This window comes from Streptomyces sp. NPDC048352 (assembly GCF_040651895.1).
Lineage (GTDB): Bacteria > Actinomycetota > Actinomycetes > Streptomycetales > Streptomycetaceae > Streptomyces.
This window is the reverse complement of record NZ_JBEZKZ010000068.1, coordinates 17902-41431: the sequence shown is the minus strand read 5'-3', so window position 1 is coordinate 41431 and position 23530 is coordinate 17902. Positions and strand designations below refer to the sequence as shown.

At 75.3% G+C, this 23530-nt stretch carries 18 protein-coding genes and 1 pseudogene; 6 read left to right on the top strand and 13 right to left on the bottom strand.

Features of this window, described 5'->3' with window-relative positions; genetic code table 11:
* From AB0D45_RS27410 to AB0D45_RS27380, 7 genes are all read right to left on the bottom strand, one after another.
* Positions 1-260: TetR-like C-terminal domain-containing protein (locus AB0D45_RS27410; RefSeq protein WP_362463812.1), on the bottom strand; the 260-nt coding region annotated here is incomplete at its 3' end.
* 372 nt (positions 261-632) lie between these two features.
* Complete coding sequence (locus AB0D45_RS27405) at positions 633-2000, bottom strand: AMP-binding protein (RefSeq protein ID WP_362463810.1); 1368 nt, start codon at positions 1998-2000, stop codon at positions 633-635.
* Between the two features lie 191 nt (positions 2001-2191).
* Entirely contained in the window at positions 2192-3022 is an 831-nt protein-coding gene (locus tag AB0D45_RS27400) for a ribonuclease BN (protein WP_362463815.1), read from the bottom strand.
* 183 nt (positions 3023-3205) lie between these two features.
* Positions 3206-3595 (bottom strand): hypothetical protein, encoded by a 390-nt coding sequence (locus tag AB0D45_RS27395; RefSeq protein ID WP_362463808.1) that lies wholly within the window; start codon positions 3593-3595, stop codon positions 3206-3208.
* A 102-nt stretch (positions 3596-3697) separates the two neighbouring features.
* A complete protein-coding gene (gene galK, locus AB0D45_RS27390) occupies positions 3698-4858 on the bottom strand; it encodes a galactokinase (RefSeq protein ID WP_362463806.1) in 1161 nt (386 codons plus the stop codon).
* A complete protein-coding gene (gene galT / locus AB0D45_RS27385) occupies positions 4855-5883 on the bottom strand; it encodes a galactose-1-phosphate uridylyltransferase (RefSeq protein ID WP_362463803.1) in 1029 nt (342 codons plus the stop codon). The genes galK and galT overlap by 4 nt, the downstream gene beginning before the upstream one ends.
* A 234-nt stretch (positions 5884-6117) precedes the next feature.
* Positions 6118-8463 (bottom strand): Orn/Lys/Arg decarboxylase N-terminal domain-containing protein, encoded by a 2346-nt coding sequence (locus AB0D45_RS27380; RefSeq protein ID WP_362463801.1) that lies wholly within the window; start codon positions 8461-8463, stop codon positions 6118-6120.
* A gap of 269 nt (positions 8464-8732) precedes the next feature.
* Between AB0D45_RS27380 and AB0D45_RS27375 the strand changes: the two genes are divergently transcribed.
* On the top strand, positions 8733-9080 hold the full coding sequence (locus tag AB0D45_RS27375) for an antibiotic biosynthesis monooxygenase (RefSeq protein ID WP_361611315.1): 348 nt from the start codon (positions 8733-8735) through the stop codon (positions 9078-9080).
* A 14-nt stretch (positions 9081-9094) separates the two neighbouring features.
* Here AB0D45_RS27375 and AB0D45_RS27370 read toward each other — a convergent pair whose 3' ends face one another.
* The 4 genes from AB0D45_RS27370 to AB0D45_RS27355 all read right to left on the bottom strand — a co-directional run bounded on the left by AB0D45_RS27370 (position 9095) and on the right by AB0D45_RS27355 (position 15039).
* Entirely contained in the window at positions 9095-9784 is a 690-nt protein-coding gene (locus tag AB0D45_RS27370) for a M15 family metallopeptidase (protein ID WP_362463798.1), read from the bottom strand.
* Positions 9785-9793: 9 nt separating this feature from the next.
* Positions 9794-12466, bottom strand: coding sequence for a SpoIIE family protein phosphatase (locus tag AB0D45_RS27365; protein WP_362463796.1), 2673 nt, complete (start codon positions 12464-12466; stop codon positions 9794-9796).
* A 125-nt stretch (positions 12467-12591) separates the two neighbouring features.
* The gene (locus tag AB0D45_RS27360) at positions 12592-14421 is read right to left on the bottom strand and encodes a VanW family protein (protein ID WP_362463793.1); all 1830 of its coding nucleotides are present in this window, start codon (positions 14419-14421) and stop codon (positions 12592-12594) included.
* A 204-nt stretch (positions 14422-14625) separates the two neighbouring features.
* Positions 14626-15039: a hypothetical protein gene (locus AB0D45_RS27355; protein ID WP_362463791.1), complete on the bottom strand. Its 414-nt coding sequence runs from the start codon at positions 15037-15039 to the stop codon at positions 14626-14628.
* 341 nt (positions 15040-15380) lie between these two features.
* On the opposite strand from AB0D45_RS27355, the gene AB0D45_RS27350 reads away from it, so the two are divergent.
* From AB0D45_RS27350 to AB0D45_RS27335, 4 genes are all read left to right on the top strand, one after another.
* Positions 15381-16625, top strand: a complete 1245-nt coding sequence (locus AB0D45_RS27350) for a glycosyltransferase (protein ID WP_362463788.1) — start codon at positions 15381-15383, stop codon at positions 16623-16625.
* A 112-nt stretch (positions 16626-16737) separates the two neighbouring features.
* Positions 16738-18912, top strand: coding sequence for an RNA polymerase recycling motor ATPase HelR (gene helR / locus AB0D45_RS27345; protein WP_362463785.1), 2175 nt, complete (start codon positions 16738-16740; stop codon positions 18910-18912).
* A gap of 51 nt (positions 18913-18963) precedes the next feature.
* Positions 18964-20436: a histidine kinase gene (locus AB0D45_RS27340; RefSeq protein WP_362463784.1), complete on the top strand. Its 1473-nt coding sequence runs from the start codon at positions 18964-18966 to the stop codon at positions 20434-20436.
* A complete protein-coding gene (locus AB0D45_RS27335) occupies positions 20433-21128 on the top strand; it encodes a response regulator transcription factor (RefSeq protein WP_362463781.1) in 696 nt (231 codons plus the stop codon). The genes AB0D45_RS27340 and AB0D45_RS27335 overlap by 4 nt, the downstream gene beginning before the upstream one ends.
* 39 nt (positions 21129-21167) lie before the next feature.
* Here the strand turns inward: AB0D45_RS27335 and AB0D45_RS27330 are convergent.
* Both AB0D45_RS27330 and AB0D45_RS27325 read right to left on the bottom strand, forming a co-directional pair.
* Positions 21168-21806, bottom strand: a pseudogene (locus AB0D45_RS27330) (phosphatase PAP2 family protein); the annotation flags it as partial.
* A gap of 154 nt (positions 21807-21960) precedes the next feature.
* On the bottom strand, positions 21961-22548 hold the full coding sequence (locus tag AB0D45_RS27325; protein WP_362463779.1) for a TetR family transcriptional regulator: 588 nt from the start codon (positions 22546-22548) through the stop codon (positions 21961-21963).
* A 106-nt stretch (positions 22549-22654) separates the two neighbouring features.
* On the opposite strand from AB0D45_RS27325, the gene AB0D45_RS27320 reads away from it, so the two are divergent.
* Positions 22655-23509 carry a methyltransferase domain-containing protein gene (locus AB0D45_RS27320; RefSeq protein WP_362463776.1) on the top strand — a complete coding sequence of 285 codons (855 nt, stop codon included), beginning with the start codon at positions 22655-22657 and terminating at the stop codon, positions 23507-23509.
* Positions 23510-23530 lie beyond the last annotated feature (21 nt).

Genomic DNA, 23530 nt, shown 5'->3' with positions numbered 1-23530 from the left:
GGCCGTGGAACGCGGGACGGACCTTGCCCAGGAGCGGGGCCTCGAAGTCGGACCACCGGAAGTCGCCGCCCGAGGCAGACCCGGCCGGCGGCCTCCGGGGCCGCGCCGCCCGCCGGGGCCTGATACCTCGGCACGGGGGCCCCATACACGAGGCGGAAGCCCTCGGGGTTCGCCAGGGCCCAGTCGCGCAGGGCGTGCGCCCAGGCCCGGATGCGGCCGGCGGGATCGTCGGCGGGGGCCGCCGCCCAGGCGGCGTCCACGGCGTCCGCCTGCGGACACCGTGCGGCGGTCCGTCGCCGACCCCACCGTGTACGCCACCGCCGCGCGGGCGCTGCTCGCCGGCAGCCTGGAGGTCGAGCCCGGTCTCGTGATGGCGGACTCCGACGAGCACCTGTTCGGCACCCTGGATCCGCTCGGGCTGCCGAGGGATTACGCGGCCGCCGTGCGCGGCGCCCGGGACGCCCTGAACGTCCTGCGCACCTCGAACCCGCTCTGGACCTACTTCAGCCCCGCGATGGACATCGCCCCCGGAGAGCGCACCGGCCGCTTCCGGACCGGCGCCTCGTCGACGAGGCGGAGCTGCCCCGCTTCGTCCAGCGCCGCTTCACGGTCGGCTACGGAGGACCAGGCGGTCAGCCCGCCTCCTGCCGGGGGTCCCCGAGGCGGCCGGTCACCGTCAGGTTGCCGTCCGGGGTGCGCCGTGCCCGGTAGCCGGTGCGGAAGTAGCCGTCGGCGGTGAAGGAGCGCGCGTTGTCCTCGGGCGCGCGGTAGTAGCCCCGGACGGTGTGCGGACCGCGGGCGAGGAGTTCGCCGGACTCCCCGGCGGGCACGTCCCGGCCGTCGGCTCCGACGATGCGGATCTCGTCGTCGGGCGACAGCGGGCGGCCCTGCGTGGTGAGCACGGTCTCGTCCGGATCGGCGGGCCGGGTCAGGGTGAGCAGTCCCTCGGGCATGCCGAAGACCCGCTGCACGCGGTCGCCCCAGGCGGCGCGCATCCGCTCGGCGGTCGCCCGGTCCAGGGACGCGCCGCAGAGCTGGACGAGACGCAGACTGCCCGCGTCGGCCCGGTCCGTGGCACGTGCGTCGAGCCAGAGCTCGGCGGCAGCGGGTGTCAGCGACGTCACGGTGACCCGCTCCCGCTCGATCAGCGGCAGGCATGCGGAAGGGTCCGGGCCGTCGGCCAGGACGACGGTGCCGCCGACGGAGAGGGTCCCGATGATCCCGGGGCAGCCGAGGGCGAAGTCGGAGCCGGCGGGCAGCGCGGCCAGGTACACGTCGTCCTCGGTGAGCGACACCAGCTCGGCGGTGGCCCGCACCTGGCAGGCGTAGTCGTCGTGGGTGCGCGGGACGAGCCCCGGCCCCTCGGTCGCACCGCCGGAGAGCAGGAAGAAGGCCACCTGGCCGGAGCTCGGCGCCGGCCCCGGCTCGGGCGCGGCGTCGATGGAACCCAGCGGCGCGTACTGGCAGTTCGACGGGTCGGTCGTCATACCGCCGTACGGGGAGGAGGTGCCTGGCGCCTCGAAGGTGAACACCCGCCGCAGGAAGGGCCATCGGGCCGCGATGTCCGCGGCCAGCGCCGTGTGGTCGAAGCCCCCGTACACCGCGGGAGCGACGTAGCCGACGGCCTGGGTCACCCGTACGAGCTCCGGCACCTCGGACGCGGGGTGCGTGATCGGGCAGAACACGGGTACCACCCCGGCGCGCATCAGCGCGAACGAGGTGATCACGAACTCGGGGACGTTCGGCAACTGGACGACGGCCCGCATCCCGGGCCGCAGGCCGCGCAGCCGGAATCCGGCGGCCATACGGTCCACGCGCCGGTTCAGCTGCGCGTACGTGATCCGGGTGCCGCCGTGGACGAGCGCGGTCCGCGGCCCGTACTGCAGGGCCCAGCCGCGCAGCAGGTTGTCCAGGGTGTAGCCGCTCCAGTGCCCGGCCGCCCAGTAGCGGTCGACGAAGGCCTCGGGCCAGGGCGTGCAGCCGTCGAGCATCGATGCCATGCGGTTCCTTCCGTGCCGGCTCCCGGGCCGGAAGCCGTGCGGGTCGTGGTGCGCGGTGACGGCCCTGACCTCGGCATTCCATTCCGTCAGCACACCTGTGCGCAATGCGCTTTCCCCACCACCGGACCTGCGGGCCCTCGGCGGAAGATCCAATGCGCGCCACCGGCCGGCAGCACCCGCAGGCCCGGGACCTACGGGTCGCCCGGCCCCTCGCCCGGCCCCTCGTCCGGCAGCCGGGCGGACCGGCGTACCGGGTCCGCCGCCACCCGGCGTACCAGCTCGTCATGGACCAGGCGGCCGGCGAGCGCGCCGGCGAACACCACCACGCCGACGCCCAGCAGCCAGGACTGGATCACCAGCACCGTCCCGAACGGGCCGTACGAGACGGCACTGGAGGCGATCAGCGGTGAGAAGACGAACCGGGAGAAGACCCGCAGCCCGAGCAGGCCCACCATGGTGGCCAGCGCTCCCGGGAGCAGCGCGGGCCAGGAGACCCGGCGGGCAAGCAGCAGCCGCTGCGACCACCAGAAGAACAGCGTGCCGGTCATGAACGTGACGAAGCCGCGCACCGGGGAGTCGTGCCACGGAGGCGAGAACGCCCACAGGTACAGGACCCCGATCAGCGCGCCGAGCCACAGGACGTGCCGCCACTTGGCGGACCAGCGGGCCGGGCCCAGGTCCCAGATCCTCTCGTACCCGCTCTGCAGCACGGTGCCGAAGGACAGGCCGAACACCGCGAGCAGCGCCAGGCCGAACGCCGTCGTGGTGCGCCACGCCTGGCCGGGCAGGGCGAAGAGCCGCTCGATCTCCAGCCGGGCGCTCGCCGAGACGCCCAGCCCGTCCCCCAGCCACTGGGCGAACCCCTGCCCGCCGACGGCACCCGCCGCGGACACCACGACCAGCAGCGGCACCAGCGTCAGGAACCCGAGGGCCGCGAAGCCGAGCGAGCGCTGCCACAGGTCCAGTCCGCGAACACGGGCCCAGAGGCCGCCGGCCCGCGCCCGGCGGTACGCGCTCGCCATCCGCCCGGCGACCGACAGCCGCCGGGGCTCCCGGGGCCGGGTCATCCCGCCGGGGCGCATTCGCTCGCCGGGCGGGACCGGGCCGCGGGGAGTGGTGTGAGGCGCATGGCCGCTCCAGCCGCTGTTCCTCCCACCGTAGGACGTCCCGGACGGGGACTCCACCGCCGCGCGCCCCGGCGGGGGTCAGGCCCTGCGCTTCCAGGCGGAGACCGCGAGCGAGAGGACGCCGGTCACCAGCAGGCTCCCGACCGTGACCATGCCCACGCCGATCACGTAGAGCCCGCTCCCGTCGTCCGACCAGTCCAGCAGGGAGGCCGCGCCCAGCCCGGCGCTGGTGCCGAGCACCGCGGCCACGACGTACTGCCGCGAAGCCGCCCAGTACACCGGTGCCAGCAGGGTCAGCCCGAGCCCGATCACCTGCCATGCCTGGTAGGGGCCGGTCGTGGACCCGTCGGGCTGCACGTCACGGTGCTGGTCCCAGCCCAGCCAGGCGGCCCAGGCGCCCATCGCCACCGCGGCCAGCACCAGGGTCGCCGTCAGTTCGGACACGGGTCTGTGCGTTCCGTTGCTCATGGCCCCAGTGTTCCGTCCCGCCCGGCCGCCCCGGCAGAGCGCCGGTACTCAGTTCCACCCGAGTAGGAACGCCCCTTCCGGCCCGGCCGCGCCCGGTCCGGCTCAGGCGATCCTGCGGGCGCCCGCCGAGGGTACGGCCTCCAGCACGGCCGGGGCGGCGAAGTCGGCCGCCGCGAACGCCCTCGTCACGGCCCGGGCCACGGACGCCGCCTGGCCGGCCGGGACCAGGGCGATCACGGAGCCGCCGAATCCGCCGCCGGTCATCCGGGCGCCCAGGGCGCCCGCGGCGACGGCGGCGTCCACCGCGAGGTCGGTCTCCGGGCAGGAGACCCGGTAGTCGTCCCGGAGCGAGGCGTGCCCCGCGGTCAGCAGCGCACCCAGCGCCTCCGGCTCGCCGGCCGTCAGGCGGCCGACGGCCCGGCCGACCCGGGCGTTCTCGGTGACCACGTGCCGCACCAGCGGTACCAGTCCGGCGGGCAGCTCGGCCAGGGCGCCGGGCAGCTCCCCCTCGGAGAGGTCCCGCAGGGCCGGCAGACCCAGCAGCCGCGCCGCCCGCTCGCACCCGTCCCGCAGGGAGGCGTAGGCCCCGTCCCCGAGGTCGTGCGCGACCCCGGTGTCGAGGACCAGCAGCGACAGGCCGTGCCCGGTGAGGTCGAAGGGGACCTGGCGGACCTCCAGGCTGCGGCTGTCGAGGTGCAGGGCGCTGCCCTCCGCGCAGCACAGCGAGGCCATCTGGTCCATCACCCCGCAGGGCACGCCCGCGAAGGCGTTCTCCGCGTACTGCGCCACCCGCGCCAGCTCAGGGCCGGACAGCCGCAGCCCGTACAGCCCGTCGTACGCGAGGGCCACCGCGCACTCCAGCGCGGCGGAGGAGGACAGCCCGGCGCCGGCGGGCACCGAGCTGTCCAGGTGCAGGTCGGCGCCGCCGACGGCCAGGCCCCGCTCGCGCAGCGCCCAGACCACCCCGGCGGGGTAGCGGGTCCAGCCGCCGGCCCCGCCGGGGGCGAGGTCCGCCACGGCCAGCTCGGTGACCCGGCCGTCGCCCTGGGCGCTGTGCAGCCGCAGCAGGCCGTCGTCCCGGCGGCGGGCGGCGAGGACGGTGGTCTGCGGCAGGGCCATCGGCAGGGCGAAGCCGTCGTTGTAGTCGGTGTGTTCACCGATCAGGTTGACCCGGCCCGGAGCGGCCCACACCCCGGCCGGGGCACGGCCGTGGATCCGCCGGAAGTCCTCGCACACGGCGTTCAGCACGGCGTCGGCCGTCACCGGGCCTCCCGCAGGCGCCGGGCCGCCGTCTCCGGGGCCACGTCGTTCATGAAGGCGTCCATGCCGGCCTCGGTCCCGGCCGTGTACTTGAGCTTGTCGGCGGTCCGCCGGACCGTGAACAGCTCCAGGTGGAGCGCGAGTTCCCCGCCGCCGGTCAGCGGTGCCTGGTGCCAGGCGGAGATGTAGGGGGTGGGCGCGGACAGCCCGAAGAGCCGGTCGAAACGGCGCAGCAGGTCGAGGTACAGCCCGGGGAACTCGGCGCGTTCCGCCTCGGTGAGCCGCGTCAGGTCCGGGACCCTGCGGTGCGGGTGGAGGTGGACCTCGTACGGCCAGCGCGCGGCGTACGGGACGAAGGCCGTCCAGTGCTCCCCGGCGAGGACCACGCGTTCGGTGGCCGCGCGGGCCTCGGCGAGCAGGTCCTCGAAGAGGTTGCGGCCGGTCGAGGCGCGGTGGGCGGCCGCGGCGGCAAGGTGCTTGGCGGTGCGCGGGGTGGGGTGGGAGAAGGCGTAGACCTGGCCGTGCGGGTGGGGGAGGGTGACGCCGATCTCGGCGCCCCGGTTCTCGAAGCAGTACACCTGCCGGACGCCCGGGCGGGCGGAGAGTTCGGCGGTCCGGTCGGTCCAGGTGTCCAGCACCAGCCGGGCCCGCTCGGGGCCGAGGTCGGCGAAGCCGGCGTCGTGGTCGGGGGTGAAGCACACCACCTCGCAGCGGCCGCAGTCGCCGGAGAGGGAGGGGAAACGGTTCTCGAACACGGCCACCTCGTAGTCGGCGGCCGGGATTTCGCTCAGCCGCCCGTCCCGGGACGGACAGAGCGGGCACGCGTCGGCGGGCGGGTGGTAGGTGCGGGACTGCCGGTGCGCGGCGATGGTGACCCAGTCGCCGGTGGCGGGATCCCGGCGCAGCTCGGGGGTGCTCTCGACGCGCTCCAGCGGCCGCTGGTCCTTCGCCGCGCGGTCCCGGCCGGGGGCGCTGTCGTAGTAGATGAGCTCGCGGCCGTCCGCGAGCTCGGTGACGGTCCTGTGCACGTACGCGTCCTCGCCTCTGTCGGGGTCGTGGAGTTCGCGGGCGGCGGTCGGGCGGTCGCTCCCCGGCGGGCGGGCCCGCCGCGGCCCCGTCCCGGACCGGCCCGGCGTGGGCTCGATGATACGGCCGTCCGGGGGACGGACCACCCCCGGGATGCCGGCCGGCCCGCCGGGGCGGACGGAACCCCGGCGGACCGCGCCGCGTCCGTCACGCCCCGGCGGCCCGCACCGCGTCCCTCACTCCCCGGCGGCCGCGCGGACGCACTCGATCAGGTAGTCGCCGTTCGCCGGATCCACCGTCACGCCGTGGGCCTCGCTGTGGAAGCCGGGGAACTCCCGGTCGAAGGCCTCCAGGGCGCGCAGGTACCGCATCAGCGGCCCGTCCGGAGCGCCGGTGGACTCCCCGGGCATCAGGACCGGGATCCCCGGCGGGGTCACCGTCACCATCGCCGCCGCCACCCGCCCGGCCGCCTCGGCCAGCCGTACGCGCTCGGTGCCGCCCCGGATCAGCTGCTGGTAGCAGTGGCGCGGCGGGGCCACCGGCTCGGGGAGCTCCCGGAAGGCCGCGTCGAGGGAGGTGATCAGCTCGGCCCGCGTGAGGTGTTCGTGCATCTGCCGGCACAGGGCGCCGAGCGTGGTGCGGCCGTACCGGAGCGGGAACCGCCCGGCCAGCTCGGGAAGGACCCGCTCCAGCGGGGCGTCCTCGTCGTACAGGGCCTTGAAGTCCATCAGGGCGTCCATGAGGGTGCCCCACTTGCCCTTGGTGATCCCCATCGAGAAGAGGACCAGCGTGGTGTAGCTGTCGGTCTTCTCCACGACGATCCCGCGCGCCGCCAGGTAGGCGGTGAGGACGCGGGCGGGGATGCCCCACTCCCCGGTCTCACCGGTGGCCGTCACCCCCGGGCAGGTCAGCGTGACCTTGACGGGGTCGAGCAGGCAGTAGCCCTCGCCCAGACCGGCGAAGCCGTGCCAGTCGGCGCCCGGCTCCAGGTGCCAGCAGGACGGCTCGCGGCTCAGCAGCGCCGGCGGTGCGTCGGCGAACGCCAGGCGCTCCCCGGTCGCCGGATCGGTCACCTCCTCGGGCTGCCACACCCCGAAGAACCAGTCCGGCCGGTCGCCGGCGGCGGCGATGCGGCGCCCGGTGCGGACCACGGCCTGGCGGAACCGGATCGCCTCCGTCACCGCCTCGTCGATCAGCCACTCGCCCTGCGGACCGTCCATCATGGCCGTGGCCACGTCCAGGGAGGCGATCGCCGGGTACAGCGGCGAGGTGGTGCCGTGCATCATGAACGCCTCGTTGAACCGCTCGTGTTCGACCGGGGCCCGCGGCGCCGACTTCACGTGCACCATCGCGCACTGGGAGAGGGCGGCCAGCAGCTTGTGCGTGGACTGCGTCGCGAAGACCGTCGGCCGCTCCGCCCCGGGCCGCTCGTCGGGGAAGGACTCCGGTCCGACGGCCATCCCGTAGCGGCCGGCGTAGAGCGGGTGGAAACGGGCGTACGCGAACCAGGCCTCGTCGAAGTGCAGCCGCGGCGTGCTCGGCGCGAGGGCCCGCGCCGCCGCCACCGTGTCGTAACACAGGCCGTCGTACGTGGAGTTGGTCACCACCGCGTACTGGGCGCGGGGCGAGAGCGCGCCGGCCGTCAGCGGGTTCGCGGCGATCCTCGCCGCCACCGCCGCCGCTTCGGTCACGGCGGGCGGCAGGGGCCCGGCGAGCCCGAAGCCGTTGCGGGTCGGCACCAGGTAGACCGGGCGGGCCCCGGAGATCACGAGCCCGTGCAGCACCGACTTGTGGCAGTTGCGGTCCACGAGCGCGATCTCGTCGGTCGTCACGCTGTAGTGGCCGACCATCCGGTCCGCGGTGGAGTCGCCGTGCAGGACGAAGTACGTGCGGTCGGAGCCGAAGACCCGGGCGGCGTTGCGCTCGGCCTCTCCGATCGGGCCGCTGTGTTCGAAGAGCGACCCGAGCTCCCCGACGGAGATCGACAGGTCGGTGCGGAACAGCCGCTCCCCGTAGTAGTCGAAGAACGCCCGCCCGGCCGGGGATTTGAGGAAGGCGACGCCGCCGGAGTGCGCGGGGGTGTGCCAGGAGTACTCGTGGGAGTCGTCGAACCGGCGCAGGGCCTTGAAGAACGGCGGCAGCAGGTCCCGGTGGTAGCCGCGGGCGGCCGTGGCGACCCGGCCGGCGATGAAGGACGGCGTGTCCTCCAGCGGCCAGATGTAGCCGACCACCGTCTCCGAAACCCACAACGGCAGCCGCTCCAGGTCCTGGTCGGACTCGTCCGCCATCACCAGGAAGACCGGCAGGTCCTTGAAGCGGCGCTCGACGGAGCGCAGTACCTCGCCCCCGCCGCCCTCCTCGCTCGCGCCGCCCGCCGTCCGGGGCAGGTCCCAGGAGACCACTGCCGCCGCGAGGGAGGCCTCGGTGTGCAGGGCGGCGCGCGCGTCCCGCGCACTCGGCGCCCAGCGCAGCTCGAGACCCTGGTTCTCCAGTTCCTTGCCGATGCGCCGCAGCTGCTCGGAGCTGACACCGCCGCCCATCGGGTTCTCCCGCAGCGCCAGCAGGACCGTGCCGTTCGTCATGTGTTCCGCTCCACGTGCTCACGGGTGCAGCAGCCCGCACCGGGCCCCAGTCTCCCGGCCGCGGGCCCGCTTGCGCCGGTGCTGGACGGGGCTTCACCCGCAGGTGGGCGTGGCGGCGGACTCCCCGTGACGCGCGGGCCGCGGCCGGCGCTGCTTCGCGGACAGCCCCAGGAGCGTGGGTCGGTGACGGGCAATGGGGTTGTGGGTTCAGGTCGGTACGCGAGATCGTTTGAGGCGATACTCCCGTCGTTGTCTGTTGGAGGACCTTCGTGGCCGATCTTGCGCCCGCATCGCTGCCCGCCCCGCCCTACTACGCGGTGGTGTTCACTTCCGTGCGGACCGCTGGTGACGAGGGCTACGGGGACAGGGCCGAGCAGATGCTGAAACTGGCTGCCGACCAGCCGGGTTTCCTCGGCGTCGATTCGGCTCGCGGCGCGGACGGCCTGGGGATCACGGTGTCGTACTGGAGCGACGAGGAGTCGATCGCGGCCTGGCGGGACCACGCGGAGCACGCGCTGACCCGTGCGCACGGGCGCGAGCACTGGTACGCCTCCTTCGCGGTCCACGTGGCCAAGGTCGAGCGCGCCTACGGATTCCTCCGGCCGGCAGATCAATAGTTACTGACATGCCCCTAGCCGCCGTCGGACGAGAAGTGCTGGAAGTCCGGGTGGGACCAGCTGCCGCCCCACTCCCAGCCGACGCGGCGGAACGCGGCGGCGACCACGCCGTCCTCCGTGACCATCCCGGGGCGGACCGGGTGGCGCCGCAGGTGGGGCCGGCCCGCCGGCGGGTGGACCACCCCGTGGACGTCCACGTACGGGTTCTCGACCGGGTTGACGTCCACGGCCAGGCCCCACGAGTGCCGCGAGAGCTTGCCGGGGTCCCCGGTCACCGGCCGGCAGTTGAAGGCCGAGGTGTTGTCGTCGGCCATGGCCGCCCGGTCGTCACCGCCGTAGACGGCCGCCACGCGCATCCGCCGGATCGGGAAACGGGCGGCGAAGGCCCGGCCGAAGACGTACAGCAGCGGCTCGACCGCGTCGCGGTGGGCGACCAGCTCGCCCCGGTGGAGCCTTCCGTCGAAGCCCCAGTGGTTCATCCGGATGAGCCGCAGCTCCCGCGCCCCCACCGGGCACCCGTCCCGCAGGCTCGCGCCCAGCTTCACCGCGGGGACGCCCGTCACCCGCGCCGCGAGGCCCGGCGCGACGGGCCGTACCGGCACCCCGGACTCTGGCCGCGGGGCGGGCGAGCAGCCGGGCGCGGCGCTCGCGCACAGCACGGCGACCGCGGTCAGGCAGGCGGACACGGGGCGCGTCGGGCGCACGCGTCCACGCTACGGCCCCAGCTCCTCGAAGACCTCCAGGGGTAGGCCGTCCGGGGAGCCCGCCGGCGACTGCTCCGACCAGATGACCTTGCCCGCTGCGGTGTAGCGGGTGCCCCAGTGCTCGCTGAGCTGCGCCACGAGGAACAGCCCGCGCCCGCCCTCGTCCGTGGTGGCGGCGTACCGCAGGTGCGGGGCGGTGCTGCTGCCGTCCCACACCTCGCAGGTCAGCGTGTGGTCGTGGAGCAGCCGCACCCGGACCGGCGGGCTGCCGTGCCGCAGGGCGTTGGTGATCAGCTCGCTGAGGATCAGCTCGGTGGTGAAGGCGAGCTCCTCCATCCCCCACTCCTCGAGCTTTGCCACGGCCAGGTTCCGCACGACGCCGACACCGCTTGCCCGCGGCGGTACGTCCCACTCCGCGACCCGGTCGGGCCCCAGGATCCGCGTCCGGGCGATGAGCAGCGCCACGTCGTCGGTGGGCCGGGACGGCAGCATGGCTTCCAGGACGGCGTGGCAGCTCTCCTGCGGGGCGCGGTCCGGGTGGCTCAGCGCCGCGCGCAGCATCTCCAGCCCCTCCTCGATGTCCCGGGTCCGCTGCTCCACCAGCCCGTCCGTGTACAGCACGAGCTGGCTGCCCTCCGCCAGGTGCAGCTCGCTGGTCTCGAAGGGCATGCCGCCCAGCCCGAGCGGGGGGCCGGCCGGCAGGTCGACGATCTCCGTGGTGCCGTCCGGGGCGACCACCAGCGGGGGCAGGTGCCCGGCCCGGGACATGGTGCAGGTGCGGGACACCGGGTCGTAGACGGCGTACAGGCAGGTCGCTCCGAGGACGCCGCTGCCCCCGTCGGTGTCGTCCTCGTCGATGCGCTGGACGAGGTCGTCGAGGCGGGCGAGGAGCTCGTCGGGCGGCAGGTCGAGGGAGGTGAAGTTGTGCACCGCCGTACGCAGCCGGCCCATCGTGGCCGCGGCGTGCAGGCCGTGTCCGACGACGTCCCCGACGACCAGGGCGACCCGGCCGCCCGGCAGCGGGATGACGTCGAACCAGTCGCCGCCCACCCCGGACTGCGCGGGCAGGTAGCAGTGGGCCGCGTCCACGGCGCTCTGCTCGGGCAGGCCGCGGGGCAGCAGGCTGCGCTGGAGGGTGACCGCGAGGTTGTGCTCACGGGTGTAGCGGCGGGCGTTGTCCATGGCGACGGCGGCGCGGGCGACCAGCTCCTCGGCCAGCGAGACGTCGTCCTCGTCGAAGGGCTCCGGCTTGCCCGCCCGCCAGAAGTTGACCACGCCGAGGACGACGCCCCTGGCCTTGAGCGGCGCCGCGATCAGCGAGTGGATGCCGTAGTCGACGATGTCGGAGGCCCGCCCGGGATCCTGCACGCGCCAGCCCGGCGCGTCCGACAGGTCCGTCACCAGCTCCGTCTCGCCGGTGTCGTAGCCGCGGGCCTGCGGGGTGGAGGGCTTGAACCCGATCAGCCGCCCGAGCGGGTACAGGGGGTGGTCGGCGCGGATGCCGCTGACGGCGGTGCGTCGCATGTCGGACTCGGGGCCGGGCTCCTCCCCGTCGAGCACCGGGTTGGCCAGGTCGACGGTGACGAAGTCCGCGAAGCGGGGGACGGCGACGTCGGCCAGCTCCTGGGCGGTCCGCTCCACGTCGAGGGTGGTGCCGATGTCCCCGGTGGCGTCGTACAGCAGCCTGAGCCGCTTGCGGGCCGCCTCGGCGCGACCGGTGAGCACCTGGAGGTCGGTGGAGTCGCGGATGGTGACGGCGGCGCCCTCGGGGCGGCCGCGCGGGTGGGTCGGCCGCTGGTTGACCACCAGCATCCGGTCCCCGGTCTCCAGCACCTCGTCGGTGGCCACCCGGCCCGACAGCAGCAGGTCGGCCATCCGGCTGTCCAGGCCCGGCACGTCGCCGATGCGGCGGCCCTCGGCGCCCTCCGGCAGCCCGAGCAGCCGCTTGGCCTCGTCGTTCGCCAGGACCAGCCGTCCGTCGCCGTCCGTGATCAGCACCCCCTCGCGGACGGAGTGCAGCACCGCGTCGTGGTGCTCGTACATCCGGGTCATCTCCTGCGGGCCGAGCCCGCGGGTCTGGCGGCGCAGCCGGCGGCTGGTGAGGGCCGTGCCGGCGGTGGCCAGGGCCAGGCCCGTGGCCATGGACAGCAGGATGACCGGGAGCTGGCGGTCGAAGGCGCCGCTGACGTTCTCCACCGTCAGGCCCGCGGAAACCAGCCCCACCACCCGGCCGTCCGGCGCGGTGACCGGCACGACGGCCTGGATCTCCTTGCCGAGCGGGCCCTGGACGCTCTCGGTGTGGACCCGGCCGGCGAGCGAGGGCTCGATGGTGCCCACGAAGCGCTTGCCGATGCGGTCCGGCTGCGGGTGGCTGTAGCGGATCCCGTGGGTGTCCATGACGACGATGAAGTCGACCCCGGCGGCCTTCCGGGTGGCTTCCGCGAGCGGCTGGAGGACGGCGGACGGGTCGGGGGTCCGCAGCGCCTCCCGCACGTCGGGGGAGTGGGCGAAGGTCTGCGCGACGGCGATCGACCGGTTGCGCGCTTCCCGGTCGACGTCGTGGCGGGACTGCAGGAGCAGCGCGAGCAGGGCCCCGGCGGCGAGCAACACCACGATCGCCACCTGGAGGACGAACACCTGTCCGGCGACGCTCTTGAATCCCTTGCTCAGGGGTGACCGCACCGAATGGCCCGGGACGGCTGGCGAGGAAGGGTCACGTCCCCAGTTGTAGCACTTCCGGCGCCCTCCGGCCCCCGACGGGCGCAAGCTGCGCGCCGCCGGTCACCTCGGGTGACGGCTCTTTCCCCCTAGCGGCCCTCTCCGGCACCCGCCGGGGCGGCCGCCGCCGGGGCGCCGGCCGCGGCGCCACCGGCCGTGGGAGCCCCGCTCGGCGTGGCGGCCGGCGGGGTCTGCGGCTCGCAGGTCACCTCGTCACGCGGGGTGTAGTGCGTGGTGTGCTCCTCGCGCCTGACCTCCTTGCCACCCTTGACGAACACCCGGCCGACGGTGACGTCGAAGCCCTCCAGGGGCGTCTGGACCTCGCAGGCCGGCCCGGTGCCGGTGACCTTGGCGGGCGGCTTGACGTGGGTGCGGGGGCCCTTCGTCGCCCGGATCTCGTCGTACTTCTTCGTGCCGAGGAGGGTGATCGTCAGGGAGGTGTCGGTCGATTCGGCCTTCACGTAGACGGCGTGGCCGGAGTCGTTGAGCCAGCGCAGGTCGAGGCTGCCCCAGGCGACGGTGGCCTCGCGGCCCTCCGGGTAGCGCTCGATGTAGAAGGAGTGCGCCCCGTGCTCCAGCGGCTTGAGGCCGGCGAAGAACATCGCGTTGTACATCGTGGTGGCGACCGCCGAGACCCCGCCGCCCGGCGACTTCACGTACCGGCCGTCGTTGATCATGATTCCGTCGACGAAGCCGTTCTCCTTGGTGCGCTCACCGACCGTGCGGTTGAAGCTCCACTGCTTCCCCGGCATCACCAGGGAGCCGTTGATCAGCTCCACGGCGCGGCCGATGTTCGTGGACCGGTACGGCGCGGCCGGGAACCGCACGGTGAAGGACGAGAGCTGCTCCTTGATGCCGAGGCGCCGGACCTCGGCGTCGGTCAGCTGCGGCTGGACGTCCGTGGTGGCCACCTCGGCGCTGCGCCCGGCGGCGCCCTTGCGGGTCAGCAGGGGCATCACGGCCCGGCCCAGCGACTCCTCGGTGACCTGCCGCCCGGTCCGGCTGGACCGCGCCACCACCACGCGGCCGTCCGCGCCCGTGGCGAGCGCGGCGTCGCGGGGCTCCGCGGCGGCCTCCGTGAGGGGGGCGGCGACGGCGGGATCGGCGAGCAGGCCGCCGGAGTCCAGGGCCGGCACCAGGCGGCCCCCGGCGTCGGCCTCCATCTTCAGGTGCTCGCCCAGGACGACGGGGCTGACGGGTATCCGCGTACCCGCCACGGTGAGCGTCACCGGTCCGGACACCGCCGGCTGCGCGAACTCCCGCAGGGCCCGGCCGGTCTCCTGCGCCCCCACGCGCGGCTCGGTGCGCCGCACCGGCAGCACGACCGGGGCGGCGGCCGGGCGCGGCCGCAGGTAGGCGTCCCGGAGGGTCTCCAGGGCCCGGTCCGGGACGAGGCTGACGCCGGTCCGCGCGGTGACGACCTCGGGCTTGCCGGCGTCGAAGGCTATCGATCCGTCGCGGACCGGCTGCCCGGTGTCCGCGGCGAGCCGGCCGATCCCGGTGCGGGCGGCCCGCTCGTCCGTACGGATCACGGGCTCGACGTCCGGGTCGCCCGGGGCGAACAGCCGCCCGATGACGCTGACCGGCCCGTAGCCCGTACGGGAGGCGCCGGCGGCGGTCGCGGCGGCGTCGAGGGACAGCCCGACGGAGGCGGGGTCGACCTGCTCGACGCGGTCGCCGATCTGCGCCGGTATCGGGGCGCCGGCCCGCGGCCCGAGCTCCCGCACCAGGGTGCGCTCCGCCGCCGCGCGGCTCATGCCGCCGATGTCGACGCCCCGCACCCGGGTGCCGGAGGCGACGTCGTCGCCGACGGCCAGTCCGGCGGCGTAGAGGCCGCCCACGCCGAGTACGACGGCGCCCGCCGCCACCGGCAGCGCGATGCGCCAGTTCTTCCCCGTCCAGCTGCCCGCAGGTCGCACGGCTCTCCCTTGTGGCGCCGACGGCCCGCCGGGCGGCACGCGGGCCGCGGCGGGGAGGCGCGTAGATGACAGTTCCGGTCACCCATGATGACCCTGGAGACGTGCCATTCGGGAGAGAAGGTAACGGGTCTCACAAACCGGGCAAAGGGCTCCTGGCGCCGGCCGCTGCGGCGGGGAACCGGCCCGCCGCCGGACGGACCCGGGTCAGCGCCCTTCCCCGGCCGAGGCGGTGAAGGCGTCCTCGGGTGCGCCGTCGAGGACGAACCCGTTGTCGAACCGGACGCGGACCGTCGAGCCGGGCCGCTGCTCCTGGAAGGCGGCCCACGCCGGCTCCAGGGAGGCCACCTGCTCCTCCAGCCGCCGCTTGCTCTCCGGCGGCATGTCCCGCCCGAAGGACTCGAGGAGCGAGGTGAGGCGTTCGTACTCGCGCACCTCGCGGCTCTCCTGCCGCTGCTGCTCGTCCACCCGCTCGACCGTCCCCGCCGCGCCCGCCGCCAGCGCGAGGAACCCGGCCACCGGGACCGCCGGCGCGTCGGCCGGGCCGATGTCCGCCGCCAACTCGCCGGCCAGTCTGATGTCCACCGCCAGCGTCACACGCCGGCCTTCCTCGAGCGTCATGGATCCTTCGTTCCTCGCAGCAGTGCGGGCAGAGGGGGCGCTGCCATTATCGGCTGCGGATCCGCCCCCTCGGCCCGACGCCGCGTCGATGCTGAAGCCGGTGCCCGGGGCGCCGCCGTGGCGAAGGCCTGCTCTCAACGGCCCTGGGGCCGGAGTGCGTCGATGCGCGCCGCGGTGGGGCGCGGCATCCGCCGACGAGGGCGGAAAACAACAAAGGCAAGGAGCAGACCGGCTCCTTGCCATGCTCAAGTTATAACGCACCGGGGGGCTTGCCGCAAGGCCCGGGTGATGCAGCAGAATCACCGGCCTAAGCCAAGATCATCAAGACGGGGGAGTCAGGCATGCGCGTGTTGTTCTCGGCCTACGGGTCGCGTGGGAGCGTCGAGCCGATCGTGGCACTCGCGGTGCGCTTGCGGGAGTTGGGCGCCGACGTGCGGGTGTGCGCGCCGCCGGACGAGGAGTTCGCACAGCGGCTGGCCGAGGTCGGGCTGGAGATGCTGCCGGCCGGCGAGCCGGTCCGCCCGCTGGTGACGACGGTGACCCCCGGGTCGGCCGCGGGCCTGGCGCAGCGCGCGTCCGACCTGATGGCCGTTCAGTTCGGCGCGGTCGCCGAGGCGGCCCGGGGGTGTGACGCGCTGGTGGTGACCGGTCCCCTGCCGGTGGCGGCCGCGGCCCGGTCGGTCGCCGACCTGCTGGGCATCCGCTACGTGCACGCCGGCCACCAGCCCGTCGCCCTGCCGTCGCCGCACCACCGGCCGCCCGTCCGGCGTGGCCGTCCGGTGCCGTCGCAGGACATCGAGAACCGGACCCTGTGGGACGAGGACGCCCGCATCGCGCACACGATGTTCGGCGAGATGCTCAACACCCACCGCGCGCACGCCGGCCTGCCGCCGGTGGACAACGTCCGCGACTACGCCTTCGGCGACCGGCCGTGGCTCGCCGCCGACCCGGTCCTCGCGCCGTGGCAGCCGACCGGGCTCGACGTCGTGCAGACCGGCGCGTGGATCCTTCCGGACGAACGCCCCCTGCCCGCCGATCTGGCGGCGTTCCTGGACGCCGGCGAGCCGCCGGTCTACGCGGGCTTCGGCAGCATGCCCATGACCGGAGCCGGGGACGTCGCGCGGGCGGCCGTCGGGGCGATCCGGGCCCAGGGCCGCCGCGCGGTCCTCTCGCGCGGCTGGGCCGGGCTGGCCCTGCCCGACGACGGGGACGACTGCTTCCTCGTGGGCGAGGTGAACCAGCAGGCCCTGTTCCGCCGGGTGGCCGCGGTCGTCCACCACGGCAGCGCGTCCACCACGACGACCGCCGCCCTGGCCGGGACGCCGCAGGTGGTCGTACCCCAGGGGGCGGACCAGCCGTACTGGGCCGGGCGGGTGACCGGCCTCGGCATCGGTACGGAACACGAGGGTCCGGCCCCGACCGCCGACTCCCTGTCGGCCGCGCTGACGGCCGCCCTGGCCCCCGGCGTCCGCGAACGGGCCGCCGCCGTGGCCGCCACCGTCCGCAGCGACGGAACGACCGTGGCGGCCCGGCTGCTGCTGGACGAGGCCGGCCGGAACAGGACGCCGGCCGCCGCCTCCGCGTGAACCGGGCGGGCCGCCGGCCCGCCGCACCCGCCGCCCGCCCCGCCCACCCTCCCCGCCACCCCCACCGCACACCAAGGCCGCCGACGAGCGGCCGCAGATCGGAGCCGCATCCGTGCCCCCGCTGACCACCAGCGTCTTTGACCTTCCCGACCGCCTCTCCGCCAAGGCCGACCCCGCCCTGGTCGCCACGGACGAGCAGCACTTCGCGGCCATCGCGCAGACCCTCGACCAGACGATCGCCGAGGTGTCCGAGCGGCTCGACGCCGAGCGCAGGGCGCCCGGCGGCATCGGCCGGGAGGCGATGGACCGGGACGCGGAGATCCACCGCCTGACCGCCCGCCTGCGCCTCCTGCGCCGCTTCGGCCTGGACCTGTGCCTCGGCCGCATCGTCGGCGCCGACGACCCCGAGCCCCTGTACATCGGCCGGTTCGGCCTCACCGACAACGACGGCCGCCGGCTGCTCGTCGACTGGCGCTCCCCGGCGGCCGAGCCGTTCTTCGCCGCCACCCACGCCAACCCGATGGGTCTGACGAGCCGCCGCAGGTACCGCTGGTCCCGTGGCCGGATCGGCGACTACTGGGACGAGGTCTTCACCGCCGACGGGCTGGACGGGCACGCCGCGCTCGACGACCAGTCCGCCTTCATCGCCAGCCTCGGAGGCAACCGCTCCTCCCGGATGCGGGACGTCCTCGGCACCATCCAGGCGGACCAGGACGCCATCATCCGGGCCGGCTCCCGCGGCGCCCTCGTCGTGGACGGCGGGCCCGGTACGGGCAAGACCGTCGTCGCCCTGCACCGCACCGCACACCTGCTCTACTCCGACCCCCGTCTCGGCCACCGTCGCGGCGGCGTGCTGTTCGTCGGACCCCACCGCCCCTACCTGGCCTACGTCGCCGACGTCCTGCCCAGCCTCGGCGAGGAGGGCGTACAGACCTGCACCGTCCGGGACCTCGTCGCCGAAGGGGCCGCGGCCGCGGCCGAGAGCGATCCGGAGGTCGCCCGCCTGAAGTCGTCCGCGGACCTGGTGAAGGCCGTCGAGGCGGCCGTCAGGTTCTACGAGGAGCCGCCCGCCAAGGGGATGACGGTCACCACCCACTGGTCGGACATCCGGCTGAGCGCCGACGACTGGGCCGCCGCGTTCGAGGCGGTGGAACCGGGCACCCCGCACAACGAGGCGCGCGAACAGATCTGGGAGGAACTGGTCACGATCCTGCTCGACAAGCACGAGGCCGAGGGCGACGGCGACGAGGACATGTCGCCCGAGCTGTTCCGCCGGTCGCTGCGGCAGAACAGGGAGCTGAACGCGGCCCTCGACCGCGCCTGGCCGGTGCTCGAGGCGACCGACCTCGTCGCCGACCTGTGGTCGGTACCCGCCTACCTCCGCAGGTGCGCGCCCTGGCTCAGCCGCGAGGACGTGCAGCGGCTCCAGCGCGAGGACACGGAGCGGTGGACGGTGTCGGACCTGCCGCTCCTGGACGCGGCACGGCTGCGGCTCGGCGATGCGCACGCCTCCCTGCGCACGCGCCGGCAGGAGGCTTCCGTCGCTGCCGAACGCGAGCGGATGGCCGGGGTCATCGACAGCGTGCTCGCCGCCGACGCCGACGGTGAGGGCGCCGTGACGATGCTGCGCGGCAAGGACCTCCAGGACAGCCTGGTCGACGAGAGCGCCCTGCCCCGCGCCGACCGGGACCTGCTCGCGGGCCCGTTCGCGCACATCGTCGTGGACGAGGCCCAGGAACTGACGGACGCCGAGTGGCAGATGCTGATCCAGCGCTGCCCGTCCCGCAGCTTCACCATCGTCGGCGACCGGGCCCAGGCCAGGCACGGGTTCACGGAGTCCTGGCGGGAACGGCTCGAGCGGATCGGGCTCGACCGGATCACCATGGCCTCCCTGAGCATCAACTACCGCACGCCGGAAGAGGTGATGGCGCAAGCCGAGCCGGTCATCCGGGCCGCGCTCCCGGACGCCAACGTGCCGGTCTCCGTCCGCAGCAGCGGCGTCCCGGTCGTCCACGGATCCGCCGAGGAGCTGGACCCGCTCCTCGACGCGTGGCTCGCCGAGCACGCCGAAGGGGTCGCCTGCGTCATCGGCGCTCCCGGGTTCCGGGCGAGGCCCCGCGTCCGGTCGCTGACCCCGACGCTGTCGAAGGGACTGGAGTTCGACCTGGTCGTCCTGGTCGACCCCGAGGGGTTCGGTACGGGCGTCGAGGGCGCCGTCGACCGCTACGTCGCGATGACCCGTGCGACCCGCCAGCTCGTCATCCTCACCGGACCCGGCGGGCGGTAGTGGACTTTCGGCAGTGCCGCGCACCCGGTGCGGTTCCGTAGGGTCGCCTCCGTGAGAAGAACGGCCATCACCTCCCGGGTGCCGGTACCCGTCCCGGCACCGGTACTGTCCGCGGGGCTCTTCGTCGGCGCGGTCGCCGGAGTCGGCACCGGCGTCTCCACCCTGTGGTGGGGCCTGCCGGCGGCGGTCTGCGCCTTCCTCGGCGGCCGGCAGCCGGGGCGCAACCGCAGCGCCGCGGCGGCCCTCGCCGCGGTGCTCGCCGCGGCCGTGGTCGCCGTACTGCTGGTGCCGGCGTGGCTGGGGTGGGCCAGCCGGTTCGTCGGGCTGCTGCTCGTGGCGGCGATGCTGCCGTGGTTCGCGGGCCGGTTCCTGCGCCAGTACCGCGAACTGGTCCGGGCGGGCTGGGAACGGGCCGCGCGGCTGGAGCGGGAACAGCGGCTGGTCGCGGAGCAGGCCCGGCTGCGCGAGCGCACCCGCATCGCGCAGGACATGCACGACCTCCTCGGGCACGACCTCAGCCTGATCGCCCTGTCGGCCGGGGCGCTGAAGCTGACCCCCGGCCTGCCGGACGCCCACCGGGCCGCGGCCCAGGACATCCGGGCCAGGGCGGGCGCCGCCGTGGACCGGCTCGGGGAGGTGATCGGCGTCCTGCGCGAGCCGTCGGACCCGGTCCCGGGCTCCGGGCCGGGTGCCGGGCTCGGCGAGCTGCGAGGACTGGTGGACCGGGCGGCCGGGGCGGGCCTCGACGTACGGCTGCGCGTGGAGGGGGACCCCGTCCCCGGCGATCCGCCCCCGGCCGTCGGGCGGGCCGTCCACCGGGTCGTCCAGGAGGCGCTGACGAACGTCGCCAAGCACGCGCCCGGGCACCGCGCGACGGTCCACGTCCGCCACGGCCGGGACCGGACCGTGGTCGGCGTGACCGACGAGCCGGCGCCCGGCGCGGCCGTCCCCTCCCGGGACCCCGCCGGCCGCCCCGCGGAGCCCCACGGCTTCGGGCTGATCGGGCTCGACGAACGGGTCCGGCTGGCCGGCGGCGCCTTCACCTCCGGCCCCGAGGGAGACGGATTCGCCGTACGGGCCACGCTCCCGCACCGCCCCGAGGGCGTGCCCGCCCCGCCCGGAGGGCCGGCGGGCGCCCTGCCGCCCGAGCACCGCCGTGCACGCCGCCGGCTGGGCCGCACCGCCGCGGCGGCCGTCCTCGTACCGCTGTCCACCTGCGCGCTGCTGATCGGCGGGGTGCGCGCCTGGGACACGGTGACGGCACGTCAATCGGTCCTTTCGCCCGGGGACTACGCCCGCCTGCGCCTCGGCCAACCGCGCGCGGAGGTGGTCCCGTACCTGCCCGAGCGCCAGACGACCCGCCGCCCGGCGGCGCCCACTCCCACGCCGCAGGACGCGGTCTGCGAGTTCTACGTACAGACCGGCGACCCGTTCGACGACCGCTCGGGGGACCTCTACCGGCTCTGCTTCCGGGCCGGGCGGCTGGTCTCCACCGACTCCTACACGGGAAAGGGCGTCCGATGATCCGGGTCCTGATCGCCGACGACGAGCCCATGAGCCGCGCGGGCGTCCGCGCCGTCCTGGCCACCGATCCCGCCATCACCGTCGTCGCGGAGGCGGCCGACGGCCGCCGGGCGGTGGAACTCGTCCAGTCCCACCGCCCGCAGGTGGCCGTCCTCGACGTCCGGATGCCCGGCACCGGCGGGCTGGAAGCCGCCGCCGAGATACGGCGGACCGTGCCCTCGACGGGGGTCGTGATGCTGACGACCTTCGGCGAGGACGAGTACATCCTGCGGGCCCTGACCGAGGGAGCCTCCGGGTTCCTGACCAAGTCCGGCGAGCCGGAGGAGCTGGTCGCCGCCGTCCGGGCCGTCGCCGACGGCGCCGCCTACCTGTCACCCCGGGTCGCGGCCCGGGTCGTCGCGCATCTGGCGGCCGGCGGTGCGGGCGCGGGAGCCGGGCGCCGTGCCGTGGCGCGGGCCCGCGTCGAAGCCCTGACCGGCCGGGAGCGGGAGGTGCTCGGCTTCCTCGGGTCCGGTTTCGCCAACGGGCAGATCGCGCGCCGCCTGGGCCTCGCGGAGGGCACGGTGAAGGCCCACGTCAGCTCGATCCTCGCGCGCCTCGGCGTCGACAACCGGGCCGCGGCGGCCGTGGTCGCGCACGAGGCCGGCGTGCTCCCGGTGCCGTCCGGCCGGCCGCCGTACGAGGAGGGCTGACACCACCCGTTCGGCGGGCGGCCGTACGAGCAGCGGTACGGCGACCGCGGCGGCCGCGCCGAGGGCCGCGCCGGCCAGGACGTCGTGCGGGTAGTGCACCCCGGCCAGCACCCGCAGCAGGGCGGCCGCGGCGGCCAACGGCAGCGCGAGGGCGGCGAGCCGGGGTCGTATGAGGACCAGGCCGACGGCCAGGGCGGCCGCCAGGGTGGCGTGGTTGCTGGGGAACGACCAGTCACCCGGCCCGGGGCACGGCGCCAGGGCCGGGACCCCGGCCAGGGCGCGGCACGGGCGTTCCTCGTCGACGAGGAGTTTGGCCGCCTCACTGAGCGCGTAGGCGGTGACCGTCCCGAGGGCGGCCGCCACCAGCCCGGCGAGGCCGGGCGCGTCCCGGCGGCGCAGGGCGCCCCAGCCGGCCCAGGCCAGCAGCAGGCCGAGGACCAGTACGGTGCCCTCGCTCGCCGCCTCCACGAAGGCCGTGGACCACGAAGGGCCGTCCGCCACGCTCCCGGTCAGCGTCCGGTAGGCGCCGGCCGACCAGCCCGCGGTGACGCGCGCCGGCCCGTTCGTACCCGGGGTCGCGCCGGGCGCCGCCCAGACCACGGCCGCCGCCCCCGCACCGGCCGAGGCGGCTGCCGCGGGCAGGCGCCGCCCCCATGTCCATCGCTCGATCGCATCCATACCGCCGACAGTAAGAACACCGCGCTCCGCCCGCCCTGGCCGATCGGGGGGCCGGCACCCCCGACGAACGTCCGGGTTGACGTCGCCCGGGCGCTGTGACGGGTCCCCGCGCGCGGGACCGGACCGCGGACCGGACCGCGGACCGGACCGCGGATCAGGCCGTGCCCAGCACCGCGCGGACCAGGCGCCGGACCCGGGCCGCGGACGACGGAACCGCGTCCGGCGGCCCGGTCATCAGCAGGTGGTGCAGCGTCCCCACCAGCGCCAGCGCGGCCGACTCCGCGTCCACCGAGGCCGCGACCCGCCCGAGGCCCTGCTCCGCGCGCAGATAGCCGCTCACCGCGTCCTCCAGGGCGGCGAATCCCGGCGCGCCCGCCGCCCAGGCTTCGCGGATCCGCCGCGCCGCCGCCGGCCGGGTCACGGCCAGCCCCACGAGCCCCGGGTCCAGGGAGAGCACCGCCGCCGCCACGTCCGCGAGGTGGTCCGCGACCTCGCCCGCGCCGGCCCTGGAGGGCAGCTCCCGCCACAGCGCGGCGGCGGTCCCGAAGCGGAAGAGGACGAGTTCGGCGACGAACTCGTCCAGGCCGGCGAAGTGCGTGTGCAGCACGCCCTTGGCGCACCCCGCCTCCTCGGTGACGGCCCGGCTGGTCAGCGCCGCAGCCCCGTCCCGGGCCAGGACGCGGTCCGCCGCCGCGAACAGCCTCTCCCGCAGGCCTTCGATGGCCACACCTCGAGGTGACATCAACATCCTTCCGACGTCAGGGGATTGCCAGTATGGGCACCTGCCCATACTGTTTGGGCGTGCGCCCATTCTAGGGGTGCACCCGCTCCCACGGAGGTCCTTCGCCATGCAGCCCGCCATCCACACCGCCAACCCCGCCCAGGCCGAGGCGTGGAACGGCTACGAGGGCTCCCACTGGGCCGCCCACCACGACCGCTGGAACGCCGTCAACGCCGGCTTCGACGGGCCCCTCCTCGCCGCCGCGGCGATCCGGCCCGACGACCGCGTCCTCGACATCGGATGCGGGGCCGGCGCCACCACCCGGCTGGCCGCCCGGCAGGCCCACCGCGGTCACGCGCTCGGCCTCGACCTCTCCGGTCCGATGCTCGACCAGGCCCGTACGGCCGCCGCACGGGAACACCTCGCCAACGTCTCCTTCGTCCACGGCGACGCCCAGACCCACCCGCTGCCGGACGCCGCCTACGACGTGGCGATCAGCCGGTTCGGCATCATGTTCTTCTCCGACCCCGCCGCCGCCTTCGCCCGCATCGCAGGGGCCCTCAAGCCGGGCGGCCGCGTCGCCTTCCTGTGCGCGGCGGAGCCCGAGGGGAACGACTGGCTGACGGCGCTCACCGCACTCGCGGACGTCCTGCCGACGGCCGGGTTCGGATCCCCGGGCGGGCCCGGCATGTTCTCCCTCTCCGACCCCGACACCGCGACCGGCCTGCTGCGCGCGGCCGGCCTGTGCGAGGTCCGCGCCGAACGCGTGACGGCGCACGGGGTCTGGGGCCGCACCGCGCGCGACGCCGCGGACTTCCTCCTCGACTCGGGCCCCGGCCGGCACCTGCTGAACGCCGTCGGCGCCGACGCGCGGGCGAGCGCCCGCCGCCGCCTGGCCGACACCTTCCGTGCGTACGAGGCCGAGGGCGCGGTCCGGCTGCGCAGCACCGGCCGGCTGCTGACGGCGACCCGCGCCGCCTGACCCGTACCGCCTCCACGGCGC

Bases quoted from the DNA above. Each gene is read 5' to 3' on its own strand.
- AB0D45_RS27405 (WP_362463810.1), bottom strand. From the start codon at position 2,000: ATGGCATCGATGCTCGACGGCTGCACGCCCTGGCCCGAGGCCTTCGTC.
- AB0D45_RS27400 (WP_362463815.1), bottom strand. From the start codon at position 3,022: ATGGCGAGCGCGTACCGCCGGGCGCGGGCCGGCGGCCTCTGGGCCCGT.
- AB0D45_RS27395 (WP_362463808.1), bottom strand. From the start codon at position 3,595: ATGAGCAACGGAACGCACAGACCCGTGTCCGAACTGACGGCGACCCTG.
- AB0D45_RS27380 (WP_362463801.1), bottom strand. From the start codon at position 8,463: ATGACGAACGGCACGGTCCTGCTGGCGCTGCGGGAGAACCCGATGGGC.
- AB0D45_RS27355 (WP_362463791.1), bottom strand. From the start codon at position 15,039: ATGACGCTCGAGGAAGGCCGGCGTGTGACGCTGGCGGTGGACATCAGA.
- AB0D45_RS27350 (WP_362463788.1), top strand. From the start codon at position 15,381: ATGCGCGTGTTGTTCTCGGCCTACGGGTCGCGTGGGAGCGTCGAGCCG.
- AB0D45_RS27335 (WP_362463781.1), top strand. From the start codon at position 20,433: ATGATCCGGGTCCTGATCGCCGACGACGAGCCCATGAGCCGCGCGGGC.
- AB0D45_RS27325 (WP_362463779.1), bottom strand. From the start codon at position 22,548: ATGTCACCTCGAGGTGTGGCCATCGAAGGCCTGCGGGAGAGGCTGTTC.
- AB0D45_RS27320 (WP_362463776.1), top strand. From the start codon at position 22,655: ATGCAGCCCGCCATCCACACCGCCAACCCCGCCCAGGCCGAGGCGTGG.